Annotated in this window: 11 protein-coding genes and 1 pseudogene; 10 read left to right on the forward strand and 2 right to left on the reverse strand. The window is 71.7% G+C overall.

Annotation, left to right across the window (positions count from 1 at the left end; all coding sequences use genetic code 11):
• Positions 1-555 precede the first annotated feature (555 nt).
• From AB0M03_RS08465 to AB0M03_RS08495, 7 genes and pseudogenes are all read left to right on the forward strand, one after another.
• A complete protein-coding gene (locus AB0M03_RS08465; protein WP_363489847.1) occupies positions 556-1,779 on the forward strand; it encodes a sensor histidine kinase in 1,224 nt (407 codons plus the stop codon).
• The gene (locus tag AB0M03_RS08470; RefSeq protein ID WP_363489849.1) at positions 1,767-2,411 is read left to right on the forward strand and encodes a response regulator transcription factor; all 645 of its coding nucleotides are present in this window, start codon (positions 1,767-1,769) and stop codon (positions 2,409-2,411) included. Before AB0M03_RS08465 ends, AB0M03_RS08470 begins: the two co-directional genes overlap by 13 nt.
• 1 nt (position 2,412) lies before the next feature.
• A complete protein-coding gene (locus tag AB0M03_RS08475) occupies positions 2,413-3,348 on the forward strand; it encodes a DUF4097 family beta strand repeat-containing protein (protein WP_363489851.1) in 936 nt (311 codons plus the stop codon).
• Positions 3,349-3,669: 321 nt separating this feature from the next.
• Entirely contained in the window at positions 3,670-4,776 is a 1,107-nt protein-coding gene (gene dusB, locus AB0M03_RS08480) for a tRNA dihydrouridine synthase DusB (protein WP_363490054.1), read from the forward strand.
• 564 nt (positions 4,777-5,340) lie between these two features.
• A complete protein-coding gene (gene ppdK, locus AB0M03_RS08485; protein WP_363489853.1) occupies positions 5,341-8,049 on the forward strand; it encodes a pyruvate, phosphate dikinase in 2,709 nt (902 codons plus the stop codon).
• Positions 8,050-8,384: 335 nt separating this feature from the next.
• The gene (locus AB0M03_RS08490) at positions 8,385-8,924 is read left to right on the forward strand and encodes a ribonuclease domain-containing protein (protein WP_363489855.1); all 540 of its coding nucleotides are present in this window, start codon (positions 8,385-8,387) and stop codon (positions 8,922-8,924) included.
• A gap of 100 nt (positions 8,925-9,024) precedes the next feature.
• Positions 9,025-9,957 (forward strand): annotated as a pseudogene (locus AB0M03_RS08495) (ADP-ribosylglycohydrolase family protein); the annotation flags it as partial.
• A gap of 394 nt (positions 9,958-10,351) precedes the next feature.
• Here AB0M03_RS08495 and AB0M03_RS08500 read toward each other — a convergent pair.
• Positions 10,352-11,656, reverse strand: coding sequence for a C2 family cysteine protease (locus AB0M03_RS08500; RefSeq protein ID WP_363489857.1), 1,305 nt, complete (start codon positions 11,654-11,656; stop codon positions 10,352-10,354).
• A 232-nt stretch (positions 11,657-11,888) separates the two neighbouring features.
• Here AB0M03_RS08500 and AB0M03_RS08505 point away from each other — a divergent pair, with 232 nt between their 5' ends.
• Entirely contained in the window at positions 11,889-12,575 is a 687-nt protein-coding gene (locus tag AB0M03_RS08505; protein ID WP_363489859.1) for an MOSC domain-containing protein, read from the forward strand.
• Positions 12,576-12,660: 85 nt separating this feature from the next.
• Here AB0M03_RS08505 and AB0M03_RS08510 read toward each other — a convergent pair whose 3' ends face one another.
• Positions 12,661-13,380 (reverse strand): GNAT family protein, encoded by a 720-nt coding sequence (locus tag AB0M03_RS08510; RefSeq protein ID WP_363489861.1) that lies wholly within the window; start codon positions 13,378-13,380, stop codon positions 12,661-12,663.
• A 692-nt stretch (positions 13,381-14,072) separates the two neighbouring features.
• Here AB0M03_RS08510 and AB0M03_RS08515 point away from each other — a divergent pair.
• Positions 14,073-15,017: a PAC2 family protein gene (locus tag AB0M03_RS08515; RefSeq protein ID WP_363489863.1), complete on the forward strand. Its 945-nt coding sequence runs from the start codon at positions 14,073-14,075 to the stop codon at positions 15,015-15,017.
• Between the two features lie 166 nt (positions 15,018-15,183).
• A complete protein-coding gene (locus tag AB0M03_RS08520; protein ID WP_363489865.1) occupies positions 15,184-16,167 on the forward strand; it encodes an SGNH/GDSL hydrolase family protein in 984 nt (327 codons plus the stop codon).
• Positions 16,168-16,267: the final 100 nt, after the last annotated feature.

The raw sequence follows: 16,267 nt of genomic DNA on the forward strand, positions 1-16,267 counted from the left end.
ACCCCATGCCACGGCACCCGGATGCCCCGGGCCCGGTCGCCTCCGTGCACCCCGCAGCACACCATGGGCGAGCGTCGAGGCGACGAGGACATCGAGCAACTCACCGTGCTCGAGGACCTCCAGCGTGGGCCGGCGCCCGCGCCCCGCCGAACCCCGCACCGACCAGGGCCACAACACGGGTAAGGCCAAGGACCGGTTGCCGATGGGTGGCAGCCACGGCTCGCGCCGGCCTCCTGCAGCTCGGGCCGCTCGAATCGTGCGACCGGTGCCGCCCGTGGCGCGTGCCTGCCCCACGCCGTCGAACGCGATCGGCTGCGCATCGGTGGTGAGCCGTCGTCCATCGGTGCCGGTGCCAGCATCAGTGCTGGTGTCGTTGCCGCAGTAGCGGCCGTTCCTGCCGTACGTCCTCGGATTCGTCATGCCGACAACACTCGTGCTTCGGACACCGAGCGTCGTTAGTGCACACTTCAGTCTTGATGGTGTAGCTAGGTACACCATCAAGACTGAAGGCCGCTTCATGGTGGAGCTGATCGAGCGCCAACTAATGTTGCCGCCATGTCCGATTCCGAGCTCCGCCTCCTTGCGCCGGTCGTCCGGCGCATGCCCTGGTCGGCCTCGGTTCGGCGGGATTCCCTGTTCATTGCGGCGGGAGTACCGCTGGGCCTGCCGCCCCTCCTCGTTCTTATCGACGTCAAGTCCTTCGCAGTCCTCCTTCTCCTCCTCCCTTTCTGTTCGGATCTGCTGACGACAGCTCAACGCAGTCGCCTGCGGACCCTTCGGGACGTGGAGGTGCCGAGCCGCCTTCCGGCCGACGCAGGCTGGCTGGTCAGAGTGCGCTCGGGACTGACCTGGCGTCAGGCGTCCTACCACTTCCTGGTGGCGCCACTGGCAGCATGCGGCGCCCTGCTGCTCGTCGCGGCGTGGGGAGCCGGTCTCGCCATGGCCACGATCTTCGCCTGGATCTGGGTGATGCCGCTCGACAGCCCGCTGCGCTCCGGCTACGGCTGGTCGACGACCGACGGATGGATCACGGCTGCGGGTGCGGCGTTCCTGCTCGTCGTTCCGTGGCTGGCCGGATGGCTCACCCGGGCCGACGAGCAGGCCGCCCGCTCCCTGCTCGGCCCCAACCGGGCCGAGGTGCTCGAGAAACGGGTGGAGCGCCTCGCGGTGAGCCGCGCCGGCGTGGTGGACGCGGCAGACGCAGAACGGCGCCGGATCGAGCGCGATCTGCACGACGGAGCCCAGCAACGCCTTGTGTCGCTCGCCATGAATCTCGGGCTCGCCCGTCGCACCTTGACCGACATCCCCGCGGAGGCCATGCAAGTGATCGTTGAAGCACACGAGGAGGCCCAGGCAGCCATCGAGGAGCTGCGCGATCTCGTTCGGGGGCTTCACCCGGTCGTTCTGGAAGACCGAGGGTTGGACGCAGCCCTCTCCGGCATCGCCGCCCGCAGCCCGGTGCCCGTCCACCTGGACGTGGACCTGCACGGCCGAGTGGCGCCGGCGGTCGAGGCTGTCGCCTACTTCACGGTCTCCGAAGCACTGGCGAACGTGGCCAAGCACTCCATGGCGTCCCGCGTCGATCTCACCGTCCGCCGGATCGGCAATCTGCTGCACATAGTCATCGACGACGACGGCATCGGCGGAGCCGACCCGTCCCGTGGCAGCGGCCTGACGGGCCTGCGCAAACGCGCGGCCTCCGTCGACGGAACGCTCTCTGTCCTGAGCCCCCTCGGGGGTCCCACCACTCTCACCGTGGAGCTGCCGTGCGAGCTGTGATTGCCGAGGATTCCGTTCTCCTGCGAGTCGGTCTGATCAAGGTGCTGGAATCCGTTGGCTACGAGGTGCCGGCCGCGGTCGGCGATGCCGAAGCGCTGCTGGCAGCAGTGGAGGAGCACAAGCCGGACATCGTGGTCGTCGACGTCCGGATGCCGCCGGGCTTCACGGACGAAGGAGTGAAAGCCGCCCTGGTGATCCGGCGGCAGTGGCCCGATGTGGCGGTGCTGATGCTCTCCCAGTACGTGGAGGAGCGCTATGCGGCGGACCTCCTGTCGACCAACACCAGCGGCGTCGGCTATCTGCTCAAGCAGCGCGTCGCCAATGTCGACGACTTCGTGGAGGCCCTCCAGCGCGTGGCGGACGGCGGCACCGCACTCGACCCGGAGGTGGTGGCCCAGCTCCTCGTACGCAAGGACCGTGATCCGCTGCGCAAGCTGACCCCGCGCGAGCGCGATGTTCTGGCACTGATGGCCGAGGGCAGGTCCAATTCCGCGATCGCTGCGGCCCTGGTGGTGAGCGACAGCGCCGTGGCGAAGCACATCAACTCCATACTCACGAAGCTGGACATGCCGCAGACGGATCTTGTCCACCGTCGGGTGCTGGCCGTCCTCCGATTCCTGGAGGTGGGGTGACATGCCTGCCGCGGGCAAGTCCACCCGTACCAATGGCGCCACCGGCAGCAGGACTGCCACCACCGTACCGGCGACCGGCACTACCGCATCGGCGACCGGCGCCGCTACAACAGGGCCACCGATCACTGCCACCGCCGCCGCAACAACCGCGACCGAGCGCGAGCGCAAGGTCTGGCGCGTCCTGGCCGTCGCTGTCCTGGTGCTCGCGGTCCTCACCGGTTGCGGAACAGCCTGGGGAGTCCTGGCCCACCGGACCAATACGGCCAGCAGGACGTACACCGAGCCGGTGACTGCCCTGGAGCTGAACACCGGAGAAGCCCAGGTCCGAGTCTCGGCGGGGCCGGCAGACCGGGCCACCGTGGTGCAGCGGGCCGACTGGGCGGTGCGGCGGTCCTCGGTGGAGCAGAGTCTGGACAAGGGGACGCTCCGCATATCCACCCACTGCCGCAGCATCGTCGGGCCGGTCGGTCCCACCGGTTGCGGTCTCCTGCTGGACATCCGCGTCCCGGCCGGCGTGCCGGTCCACGCCAGGGCGACCTCAGGCGAAGTCACCACCCGGGGCATGGCCGGTGACATTCGGGTGGAGACCACGTCCGGCGCGATCCGGCTGGATTCCGTGAGCGGGCGGGTGTGGGCCAAAGCATCCTCCGGCCAGATCACAGGAGAGTCGCTGACATCGGCGAACGTCCGGGCCGTGCTGACCTCGGGGCAACTGCTGCTGATGTTCGCCCGGCCTCCGGACACGGTCTCGGTGACTGCCACATCCGGGGAGATCGACGTTGAACTGCCGACCGATTCCACCGGCTACCGAATAGACGCGCGCAGTGTGTCCGGTGCAGTGGACGTCAACCCCGCCCTTCGGTCCGACACCGCCACCCGCCGGGTCGACGTGGCCACGAGCTCGGGTCAGATCAGTGTGGCGAAGTCCACCGAGTGACCCGAATCCCGAAGGGCACCCGACAGCCACCAGCCGTGGGTACCCCACACCACCCACCAGCCGGGTTGCCCCACACCACCCACCACCCACCCCGGGCCCTCCCGAGGGCGCCCGGGGCGGCCGTCCGAGTGGGGGACAATGGAGAGTCCCGAATCCCATCAGCCGAGGACTCTGCCGCGCATGACCACCACGCCCAGCACGCCTGACATCGTCGGGAGCGCCGACGCCACCGGTGCGCCCACCACCGCCGCTGGTGCACCCGCGACCGGCGCGGATCCCACCGCGCTCGACGCAGAGTTCGCACCCCTCAACATCGGGCCCATGCAGGTATGGCCGCCCGTGGTGCTGGCGCCGATGGCGGGGATCACCAACGCTCCGTTCCGGACGCTCTGCCGGGAGCAGAGCAGCGGCAAGGGGCTGTACGTCTCCGAGATGATCACCACTCGTGCCCTGGTCGAGCGCAATGCCAAGACCATGCAGTTGATCAAGTTCGACCCGAGCGAGAAGCCGCGGTCGATCCAGCTGTACGGCGTGGATCCGGTCACGGTCGGCAAGGCGGCGCGCATGATCGCCGACGAAGGCCTCGCCGACCACATCGACCTGAACTTCGGGTGCCCGGTCCCCAAGGTCACCCGCAAGGGCGGGGGCTCGGCGCTTCCGTACAAGAGGAACCTGCTTCGGGACATCCTGCGCGAGGCGGTCTCCAACGCGGGTGACCTGCCGGTGACGATGAAGATGCGCAAGGGCATCGACGACGACCACCTCACCTTCCTGGACGCCGGGCGGATCGGCGCCGAGGAGGGTGTGGCGGCGATCGCCCTGCACGGCCGTACTGCCGCGCAGCACTACGGGGGCACCGCCGACTGGTCGGCGATCGCCCGGCTCCGCGAGTCGGTGCCGGCGGAGATCCCGGTCCTCGGCAACGGCGACATCTGGTCGGCCGACGACGCGCTGCGGATGATGCGCGAGACCGGATGCGACGGTGTGGTGGTGGGCCGTGGTTGCCTGGGCCGGCCGTGGCTGTTCAAGGACCTGGTGTCGGTCTTCGAGGGTGACGTCGACTACGCCCGTCCGACGTTCGGCGAGGTGGCCCGGGCCATGGTGCGCCACGCCCAGCTGCTCGGTGAGTGGCTCGGGGACGAGGCCCGGGGCGTCATCGATTTCCGCAAGCACGTCGCCTGGTACACCAAGGGGTTCTCGGTCGGTTCCGAGCTGCGCGTTCGGCTGGCGAATGCCGCTTCCCTCGCCGAGTTGGACGAACTTCTCCAGCAGATCGACCAGGACCAGACGTGGCCGATCGGTGCGGACGGCCCCCGTGGTCGGACGAGCGGAAACAACCGGGTCGTACTGCCCGAGGGCTGGTTGGACGATCCGTACGACTGCGCCACCCCCTCCGCTGACGCCGAATCGGACACGTCCGGCGGCTGATCTGTACGCGAGGTCGAAATAGTGCCGGATCGGTCATCTGCCGGTGCGGCCCAGCCCTCTTGGACGATCTGGCCAAGAGGGCTCCTTTCTGGCAGATTTTGGTTACTGCCTGCTCGACTATCAATCACTCAGAGTGGCATCGTGGATGATCGACCGCGCCCGCAGGCTGAGATGCGCTCGTGACGCTTGCCACATAGCCTGGGTGGTTGACGGCCGGTCAGGTCGCCGTGGAGTGTCGACAGTGTGAATTGCTTCCCGAAGGGGCTGTCGGGCCGAACGGTGTACCTGACTGCAGGAAATCAAGCCGGGGCAACAGAGTCGACGATCGGCCATCACTCTCTGTCCGGTTCGTATGATCTTCAGGTTTCGTTGCGTTCACTACTTGAACGGTCGCTAGCGTCAACCGGACGATTTCAGCAACACAGGTGAATGCCTACCCGGGCATTCGATCTGCTGGGTCCTGAGTGGTTCTCAAGCACGTACGGCCTATTGGCGGCACGAAAGCGCCTTTGAAATGGGTATGTTCTCCGGCGTCAGGGCAACCGTGTGCGAGGAGACCGACCCGTGGCGGCGAAGCAGAAGTTTGTTTACTCCTTCACCGAAGGAAACAAGGACCTCAAGGATCTTCTTGGCGGCAAGGGTGCGAACCTGGCCGAGATGACCAACCTGGGTCTCCCCGTCCCTCCGGGGTTCACCATCACGACCGAGGCCTGCAAGGTCTTCCTGGAGACCGGCAGTGAACCCGCCTCGCTGCACGAGGAGATCAGCAAGCACCTGACCGCCCTCGAGGCCGAGATGGGCAAGACGCTCGGGCAGCACGACAACCCGCTGCTGGTCTCGGTCCGTTCGGGCGCCAAGTTCTCCATGCCCGGCATGATGGACACCGTTCTGAACATCGGTCTGTCCGACGCTTCGGTGGCCGGCCTCGCCGCCCAGTCCGGCAACGAGCGTTTCGCCTGGGACTCCTACCGCCGCCTGGTCCAGATGTTCGGCAAGACCGTGCTGGGCGTGGACGGCGAGCTGTTCGAGGAGGCCCTGGACGAGGCCAAGCACGCCAAGGGCACCGAGAACGACCTCGACCTGACCGCCGAGGACCTCAAGGGCCTGGTCGAGACCTTCAAGGGCATCGTCCAGCGCGAGACCGGCCGGGAGTTCCCGCAGGAGCCGCGCGAGCAGCTCGACCTCGCCATCTACGCCGTCTTCCACTCCTGGAACGGCGACCGCGCCCGGCTGTACCGCCGCCAGGAGCGCATCCCGAACGACCTCGGCACCGCCGTCAACGTGTGCACCATGGTCTTCGGCAACCTCGGCGAGGACTCCGGCACCGGCGTCGCCTTCACCCGTGACCCCTCCACGGGCACCCAGGGCGTCTACGGCGACTACCTGCAGAACGCCCAGGGCGAGGACGTCGTCGCCGGCATCCGCAACACCCTGCCGCTGGCCGACCTGGAGCAGCTCGACAAGAAGTCGTACGACGAGCTGATGACCATCATGCAGACGCTGGAGACGCACTACCGCGACCTCTGCGACATCGAGTTCACCATCGAGCGCGGCAAGCTCTGGATGCTGCAGACCCGCGTCGGCAAGCGCACCGCGGCCGCCGCCTTCCGCATCGCCGTCCAGCTCGTCGACCAGGGCCTGATCGACCTGGACGAGGCGCTCAGCCGGGTCACCGGCGGCCAGCTGGCCCAGCTGATGTTCCCGCGCTTCGCACCGACCTCCGAGACCAAGCCGGTCGCCTACGGCATCGCGGCCTCGCCGGGCGCCGCGGTCGGCCGGGTGGTCTTCGACTCCTACACCGCCGTCAAGTGGTCCCGTTCCGGCGAGAAGGTCATCCTGGTCCGCCGTGAGACCAACCCGGACGACCTCGAGGGCATGATCGCGGCCGAGGGCATCCTGACCTCGCGCGGCGGCAAGACCTCGCACGCGGCCGTCGTCGCCCGCGGCATGGGCAAGACCTGTGTCTGCGGCGCCGAGGAGCTGGAGGTCGACACCAAGAACCGCAAGTTCACCACCGCCGACGGCCAGGTCGTCCACGAGGGCGACGTCGTCTCCATCGACGGCGCCAACGGCAAGGTGTACCTGGGCGAGGTCCCGGTGCTGCCGTCCCCGGTCGTCGAGTACTTCGAGGGCACCCTGCACGCCGGCGCCGACGTCCAGGGCGGGCTCGTCCAGGCCGTGCACCGGCTGATGGCGCACGCCGACGTCCGTCGCCGCCTCGCCGTCCGGGCCAACGCCGACAATGCCGAGGACGCGAACCGCGCCCGCCGGTACGGCGCCCAGGGCATCGGCCTGTGCCGCACCGAGCACATGTTCCTCGGTGAGGAGCGCCGCAAGGAGGTCGAGCACCTGATCCTCGCGGACAACGACAAGGACCGCGAGCTCGCCCTGTCCTCCCTGCTGCCGCTGCAGAAGGGCGACTTCCTGGAACTCTTCCAGTCGATGGACGGCCTGCCCGTCACCGTCCGGCTGCTCGACCCGCCGCTGCACGAGTTCCTGCCCGACATCACCGAGCTGTCGGTGCGCGTCGCCCTCGCCGAGGCCCGCAAGGACCCGAACGAGAACGACCTGCGCCTGCTCCAGGCCGTGCACAAGCTGCACGAGCAGAACCCGATGCTCGGCCTGCGCGGTGTCCGCCTCGGCCTGGTCATCCCCGGTCTGTTCGGCATGCAGGTCCGGGCCATCGCGGAGGCCGCGGCCGAGCGCAAGCTGGCCGGCGGCGACCCGCGCCCCGAGGTGATGATCCCGCTGGTCGGCACCGTCCAGGAGCTCGAGCTGGTCCGCGACGAGTGCGAGCGCGTCCTCGCCGAGGTCGCCAAGTCCACCGGCGTGCAGCTGGACATCAAGCTCGGCACCATGATCGAGCTGCCGCGCGCCGCGGTGACCGCCGGACAGATCGCCGAGGCCGCCGAGTTCTTCTCCTTCGGCACCAACGACCTGACCCAGACCGTGTGGGGCTTCTCCCGCGACGACGTCGAGGCCAGCTTCTTCACCGCGTACCTGGAGAAGGGCATCTTCGGCGTCAGCCCGTTCGAGACCATCGACCGGGACGGCGTGGGCTCGCTGGTCAAGCACGCCGCCGAGGCCGGCCGGGCGACCCGCCCGGACCTCAAGCTCGGCGTCTGCGGCGAGCACGGCGGCGACCCGGACTCGGTCCACTTCTTCCACGAGGTGGGGCTGGACTACGTATCCTGCTCTCCCTTCCGGATTCCGGTGGCGCGCCTGGAGGCAGGTCGCGCCGCCATCGAGACGGCGGGCAGCGATTCGCGCTGACACGAAGCAGCGCGGTCCCATCGCTGACCGCACCCCTCCACCGGGGAGGGGCGTTCGACGGAGCTCGGCGCAGGAGAGCCGTCGGACGTAGCGAGCCGGGGCGGGAACGGACAATGGCGTCCGTTCCCGCCCCGGCGGCATTTCTGCATCCGATGGCCACCAGGTCGAAGATGCCCTGCTGCAGCCGGTTCCTGACGGATCATCGACCCGGCCCGACTGTCCCCGGACGGGCCCCGCCGGCCCCGTCCGCACATGTGCTCCGCCTGCGGCCGAACGGGTGAGAGCGGTGCGAAGCTCGGCCCGGCGCGCTCCGCCGAGCGGGCAAGCTGTCGGCCATGACCAGCCGAAACCATGTGATCGTCGTCGCCGTCCTGCTGGTGTGCGCGATCGTAGCCGCGGCCGCCTACGCACTCGGCGACCGCAGCGGTTCGACGAGGACTCCCACCACCGGCACGACGCCCGACCGTACGACCGGCCCCGGCACACAGAACCCGGGCGCGCAGAAGCCCGGTCCACAGGACTCCGGCCCACAGAACCCCCGCTCGCGGACGCCGGGTACGGCGAGCCCGGGGTGGGTGCCCAGCGACCCGGCCATCGCCGATGTCTGCCGCAGCAGGCTCCCCGCCCAGGCCGGCAACACCCTCGCCCTGATCGCCGCGGGCGGACCCTACCCGTACCGCTCGGACGGCATCGTCTTCGAGAACCGCGAGGGGCTGCTGCCCCGCCACTCGACCGGCTACTACCACGAGTACACCGTCGTCAGCCCGGGTTCGGACGACCGCGGGACCCGACGGATCGTCACCGGCACCGCCGGCGAGCGCTACTGGACCGCCGACCACTACGCCAGTTTCCGCGAGATCGACGCCCGCTGCTGACCGGGTGCGCAATCCCTCCGGGCCGACCGCCCCGAGGGCCGGAAACCGCCTCGCCGCCCACCGGTCCCGGCTGCCACGATGGACGGCGATGACCGACCGCATGGAGACCACTCCGCCCGCCGGGCCCACGGAAACCACCGGACCAACGACAACCGCCACCGCCGCCGCCTGTCTCGACGCCCTGCAGGGGCTGTCCGTCGGCGACGCCCTGGGTGCCCAGTTCTTCGTCCCCGCCAACCGCCCGTACCTGGACCGCCGGAAGGCCCCGCCCGGCAGGTGGCCGTGGACGGACGACACCGAGATGGCCTGTGCCGTCCACGCGGTACTCACCGAGCGGGGCCGCATCGACACCTTCGACCTCACCCATTCCTTCGCCCGGCGCCACGACTTCGACCGCGGGTACGGTCCGGCCGCCAACCGGATGCTCCGGCTGATCCGCGAGGGCGGCGACGCTCGGCAGCTGGCGGCCGAACTCTTCGACGGCCAGGGCTCGTACGGCAACGGCGCGGCCATGCGCGTCGCCCCGCTCGGTGCCGCGTACGCCGACGACCCGGCCGCCGCGGTCCGCCCGGCGGCGGACACCGCGCTCATCACCCACACCCATCCGCAGGCGGTGGACGGCGCGATCGCCGTCGCGGTGGCCGCCGCACTCGCGGTACGGGCCAGGGGCGGGCGTCCGGCGCCGGAGGACTTCCTGGCCGAGGTCCGCCGGCTCACCCCGCACGGCGCGGTGCGGCGCGGGATCGGCGAGGCCGTCGGGCTGCTCGGTTCGGGCGACCCGCACACCGCCGCGAAGGTGCTGGGGAACGGCAGCAGGGTCAGTGCCGCGGACACCGTGCCGTTCGCGCTGTGGGCGGCCGCACGCCACCTCGACGACTATCCGGCCGCGATCTGGGACACCGTCACCGCAGGCGGGGACGTCGACACCACGGCCGCCATCGTCGGCGGGGTGGTCGCCGCGCACACCGGCACCGCCGGCATTCCGACCGCCTGGCTCGCGGCCCGCGAAGCACTGCCCGCCTGGGCGACCCCCGTCCCCGGCAGCGTCGCGGATCCCCGCACGGCGCTTCCGGAGGCCCCGCAAGGCCCGATCCTGCTGCCCCGGCCGCTGGCGCTGCCCGATCTGCGCTGGTCGGACGAGGACTGGCAGCGCATCAGAACGGCCCGCACCGACCGCACCGGCGAACTGCTGACCCACACCGCCGAGGGTGTGCTCCACCTGCACCACCGCAGGTCCGGGTACCGCGTCCTCGACGTCCGGGTGGAGCCGCTGCCGCGGACGGGGTGGCGTCCGGTCTCCGCCGAGCTCGAGGCCCACCCCGTCCGCTGCCCGCACGACCCGGCCGACCTCGTGGCGGCACTTCGCCTGCTCTGACCGCCCCGGCCTCCGGTCGAAAGGGGGAGGCGCAAGGCGGACGGCGGGCAGCTCACCAGGTGTCGACGGCGTTCATCCTCCGCAGGCAGTGCGGGATCTCCTGGAGCGTCAGCCAGCACTCCCACATCCGCCGGTCGGCGCCGTCGCCCCAGGGGTTGCCGAGGCAGATCCGGCCGCCGGCCACGTCGACGTCCTTGATGAAGTAGGCGTGGCTGGCGGCCAGCCGTCCGCCGTGTATCCGCTCGGTGTCGTCCCCGCGTCCGTGGGTACTGGCGGTGAGTGCCTGCCCGCGGGCGCGGCGGTCGGCGAGCTCGTGGCAGAGCCACGGGTTGCCGAGGTCGATCTCGCCCTCGCGTGAGGGACGGCCGGTGAGCAGGCTCAGCGCGTCGCTCGGGTGGCCGCCGTCGGCGATGGCCGGGTAGCCGCCGAAGAACCGGGCGGCGGCCTTCTCGTAGTAGCCGGGCCAGGTCTCGGCGTACCGGGCGTCGTCGCTGTGGCCCTTGGCGCCCCACAGTACGCCGTGGCCGTACGGCAGGTCGGGCACCATGGTGATGTCGATCGGCCGGCCCTGGTCGTAGAGGGTGCAGGTGACGGTGCCGTTGGCCTCCTGGCGGAGGTGGCGCGGCGCGTGCTGCGGATTGACCTGCACGACGGCCTGCACGCTGGTCAGCAGCCAGCAGGTGCCGAACCGGCCCTGGTCCATGTCCTGCCAGCTCATCGCCTCGGTCGAGCCGGAGACCCGCTGCCACTTCTCGGTGAAGTAGGTGCCGTCCACCTGCGCGAACGGACCCTGCGGCAGTACCCACCCGTGGTCGGCGCAGTCGCAGCCGGCGTCGTAGTCGGGCTGGCTGCAGGGCATGGCGGTGCCGATCAGCATGGCCGAGTACGGGCTGACCGAGCGCAGCAGCCAGCCGAACAGCTCCTGCTGGCGACGCCAGTCGTACGCGGAGCGGCCTTCGGCGTCCTTGACGTGGGTGAGCGCGTCCCAGCGGTCCAGGCCCTGCTGGCCGAAGCGGCGGACGACCAGGTCGAGTTCGGCCGGCGGCAGCGGCATCAGCAGGTTGCCCACGTGGTCGAGCAGGGCGCGGGCGCCGTACCGCTGCTCGTCGCCGAAGAGCAGGTCCCAGGCCTGGCGGCCGACGGCGTCGGCGCGGTGCGGGTCCGCCGGCGGACCGGGCGGCTGCCAGGGCAGTTCGACGAGCGGACGGCCGCCCTGGACGTACTGGACCGACCGCCGGCCGACGGTGTCCCGCAGCCGGTTGGCGGCGTCGACCGTGCCGAGGATCGCCCGGCCGCCCGGGATGAAGGGCGCGGCCGCTCCCGCGACCTGGCGCCAGTTGTTGCGGTGGTAGCCCATCCGGTCCCCCTCGTCCGTTCCACCCGACCCACGAGGGTAGGCGTTCGGCCGGAGGGGGGTGGGCACCGGGCCCGGACTGACGCGCAGTGAACACCCGGTGAGCAGCGCGGGGTGGCGTCCCGTCAGCGGATCGACACGAGGCGTGGGACAGTCACGGGACAGGTGCGGGACCGGCACGGGCCCGGCGTGAAATTCGGCTGCGCCCCTCGGCGCTCCCGCCTACGCTGCGTGCGTGCCCCTACTCCTCTCCGTGAACCTCGCCCGACCGCGACCCAACCCCGCGAAGCCCGGCGTCGGGGAGACGGGGATCGACAAGCGCCCAGTCGACCACCCGGTGGAGCTGCGGGCGCCGGGCCCCAAGCACACCGGGCTGCACAGCGGCCTGGTCGGCGATGCGATCTTCGACACCCGCAACCACGGCGGCGACGACCAGGCCGTGTACGCCTACGCCCGGGAGGTGCTGGACCGGTGGGCGGCGGAGCTCGGCCGCGAGCTGCCCAACGGCAGCTTCGGCGAGAACCTGACCACCACCGGCCTGGACGTGGACGGCGCGCTGATCGGCGAGCGCTGGCGGATCGGCGACGAGGTGCTGCTGGAGGTGTCCGTGCCGCGCATCCCGTGCTCGACCTTCGCCCACTGGCTGGACGAGCGGCGCTGGGTGCGGCGGTTCACCGAGGCGGCGCTGCCCGGTACCTACCTGCGGATCGTCGAGCCGGGCCGGATCGGTGCCGGCGACCCGATCACGGTCGAGCACCGGCCGCAGCACGGCCTGACGGTGGAGCGCTGCTTCCGCGCGCTGACCGGCGACGCCTCGCTCCTGCCGCAGCTGGTCGACGTCGCCGAGCTGCCGGAGGACGTACGCGAGACGGCCCGCCGCCGCACCGACCGCCCGCCCTACGCACCCGCGCCGGAGGACTGAGCACCCCCCGATCGCCCGGCGCCCCGCACCGGGCACACGGCGTCCGGCCCGGAGCGCAGCGGGGCACCCGGGCCGGGTCGTGCCGTCAGGCGGGGATCAGCGGGCCGCCGTGTCTAAGGCACTCCTGGTTGAGAGCCGGGTCCGGGGCGCTCGGCGAGGTCGCGGCGGCGATCCGCAGCTCGATGATGTCGCGGACGGCCGGCCACTCCTCGTCGAGGATCGAGTAGAAGGCGGTCGAGCGGACCACCCCGTCGAGCCCGCGCGAGTGGGCGCGGCGGACGCCCTCGCAGGTGGCCCCGAGCCGCTCGATGGCGGCCCGCGAGCGCAGGTTGCGGGCGTCGGCGCGCAGCGAGATCCGCTGCACCCTCCACTCCTCGAAGGCGTACCGCAGCATCAGCAGCTTCGCCTCGGTGTTGATGCCGGTGCCCTGCGCGCGCGGGGCCAACCAGGTGTTGCCGATCTCGGCGGCGTCCGGCACCGCCTCGCGCGGATCGCCGAACGGCACGCCGGGAACCGGCGGCCACACGAGCGGGCCCTGCCAGTAGTCGAGCTCCAGGAACCGGGTCGAGCCGACCACCCGGTTGTCCGCGGTGCTCACGGTCGCGAACGGCAGCGACCGGCCCGCGGCCTGGTCTGCGAGGGCACGCCCGATGTACTCGCGGGCCGCTTCCAGGCCGTGCGGGACAGGCGTGAAGGCGTAGGTCGTACGGTCTTCTGCACCTGCCTCGGCCAGTGCCTCCGCGTGGTGCTCGGCGAGAGGCTCCAGCCGCACGGTGCGGCCGATGAGGGTGACGGGTACGGGCACGGAATCCTTCGGTCCTTCGGCGATCGGAGGGACCCTCGTTCCGGGATCACGGCGTCGAGGGCGGGGTCTTTCGCCCCGCTCCGGGGCCTCCGTCGCCCGGTCGGCGCACGCCGGTGCAGGACCGGTCGGGCGGCGGAGGCGACGGCCCGGAGGCGGGCAGCGCGGTGCCGGAACGGGAACGGGTCGACGACCCGGTCCGGCGGGATGGGCGAGGGGACAGTGTGCGTCCGCGAGATGGCCGAGAGAGAAACGAGATCACGAAGGGAAGCAGGCGGCCAGGTGAAGGCAAGGTGCGCGAGGGATGACTGGCCGCGCACCTGTTCGGGGCATGGCCGGCGCCGTGACGAACGGCGTGGCGACGACGCGACGGTGCGAGGCAGCGAGAGGACGATACCCGCAAGAAGGCGGTGCGTCACTTCGCGGCACGCGATCGGGGGCGTGCGCGTGTCGACGGCACGCCGTGGCGGCCGCCGGACGGGCCCCGAAATGCCCTCCGGACACCTCCCACCAGGGGCTTTCGCGGTGGGTGAGGATATTCTGCAAGAGGGGTGGGGACATGCGGCAGCTGCGGGAATTCCAGCGGCCCCGGGCACGCTGGAGTGATCGGAAGGGCGTCCTGGGGGCGCCCGCAGGGCCGCCGGCATGGGCCGGCCCCGGTAGGACGAACGAGACGGAACGGGGTTGGGTGCGCCGTGCGTGATCCCAAGAAGCTGTACGAGCTGGAGCCGGCGGGCGTCGCGGCGGTCGCCGCCGCGCAGGAGGCCGCCGCCTCGGCCGACAGCGGGTTGGTGCTGCTGTACCACTTCGAGGGCTTCATGGACGCGGGCGAGGCCGGCACCCAGGTGGTGTCGCACCTGCTGGAGCACGGCGGCCCGCAGGTCGTCGCGCGCTTCGACCACGACCGCCTGGTCGACTACCGCGCCCGCCGCCCCGCGATGGTCTTCGACCGGGAGCGCTGGACGGACTACGACCCGCCGGAGATCCTCCTCCAGCTGGTGCACGACTCCGTCGGTGCGCCCTTCCTGGTGCTCTCCGGCCCCGAGCCGGACACCGAGTGGGAGCTGTTCGCCGTCGCCGTGCGCGGCCTGATCGAGCGCTTCGACGTCCGCCTCTCGGTGGACTTCCACGGCATCCCGATGGGCGTCCCGCACACCCGCCCGGTCGGCCTGACGCCGCACGGCACCCGGCTCGACCTCGCACCCGGCTACCCGCGCTGGTTCGACCAGGCCCAGGTGCCGGGCAGCGCCCAGGCCCTGCTGGAGTTCCGCCTCGCCGAGGCCGGCCACGACGTGCTCGGCTTCGCGGTCCACGTGCCGCACTACATCGCGCGCTCCGCCTACCCGGCCGCCGCCGTCCTGATCCTGGAGGCCGTCCAGTCGGCCACCGGCCTGGTGCTGCCCGGCACCGAGCTGAAGCTGCGGGTGGACGAGGTGCACGCCGAGATCGAGGAGCAGCTGGAGCAGGGCGACGGCGAACTGCGCTCCGCCATCCGGGGCATGGAGGGCCAGTACGACGCGGTGGCCGGCGCGGAGGGCAGGGAGAGCCTGCTCGCCCGGACCACCGACCTGCCCTCGGCCGACGAGCTGGGCCGGCGCTTCGAGGAGTTCCTCGCCGAGCACGAGCGCGACACCGACTGACCCGGCCCCGGGAGTCCGTGGCGCCGACCGACCCGGCCCCGGGGGTCCACGAGGCCGACCGGGGGCGCCGCGGGCCCGGCGCGACACGGCGCGGTCACCCGGAGTGGGGAGCTTCCGGGCAGGTCCCGTACGTTGGGACGACCAGGAACGGACTCGGGGGGATCGCATGGGACTCAGGCGCGGCGGCACCGGGCTCGCCCTGGCCGCGCTGCTGCTGGCGGCCGGCTGCAGCGGGGGAGCGGCCGACGGCCCCGGGCAGCAGTCCGCCGGGTTGGCCGGCCCTGCCTCGTCCGCAGCCCCCACGCCCTCGGCGCCCGCCGGGCCGTACGTGGCCCTCGGCGACTCGTACACCTCCGGCCTGAAGGTGCCGCCGCAGGGCGGCACCCCGGCCGGCTGCTACCGCTCGGGGGCGAACTACCCGTCCCTGGTGGCCGCGGGCCTCGGCCTGACCGGGGACGCCTTCCGGGACGTCAGCTGCAGCTCCGCACGGGCCGGCGAGCTGGCCCGCCCCCAGCACACCCCCGACGGCACCAACCCGCCCCAGCTGGACGCCCTCTCCCCGGCCACCCGGCTGGTCACCGTCGGGATCGGCGGCAACGACGCCGGCTTCATGGAGGTCGTCACGCACTGCGCCAGGGAGAGCCTGCTGCACACGATGTCCTCCCCGGGCCCCGGGGACGCGGCGGTCACGGCCTCCGCCTGCCGTGCCTCCTACGCCGCGACCGGCGGCGGCCCGGACGAGGTGGAGCAGCGGGTGGCGGCGGCGGGCGAGAAGGTGGCCGCCGTCCTCGCGGAGATCCGCCGCCGGTCGCCCTCGGCGCGGCTGTACGTGGTCGGCTATCCGGCGCTGCTCCCGTCGGACCCGGCGCGCTGCCGGGTGGCCCTCGGCGAGGGCATCGCCCTGCCCGACATCGCCTTCCTCACGGAGAAGATGGACCAGTTGAACGAGATGCTGCGGGCCCGGGCCGCCGCGGCAGGGGCGGTCTTCGTGGACACCGCCGCGGTGTCCGCGGGCCACGACATGTGCGCGGGGGAGTCGCAGCGCTGGGTCGAGCCGGTCGCCGCCGCGTCGGGTGCGGCCCCGCTGCACCCCAACGCCCGCGGTGAGCGCGGTATGGCGGAGGCGGTGCTGGCGGCCGTCCGCCGCTGAACGCCGGCCCGCCACCGGCCGGACCGGGCAGCAGAGCCGCCCGGGGCGGGCAGCACGAAGCCCCTGAACAGAGCACCGGCCGTCCGCGGGTCAGGGCAGG

It is taken from the genome of Kitasatospora sp. NPDC051914 (assembly GCF_040680995.1).
Lineage (GTDB): Bacteria > Actinomycetota > Actinomycetes > Streptomycetales > Streptomycetaceae > Kitasatospora.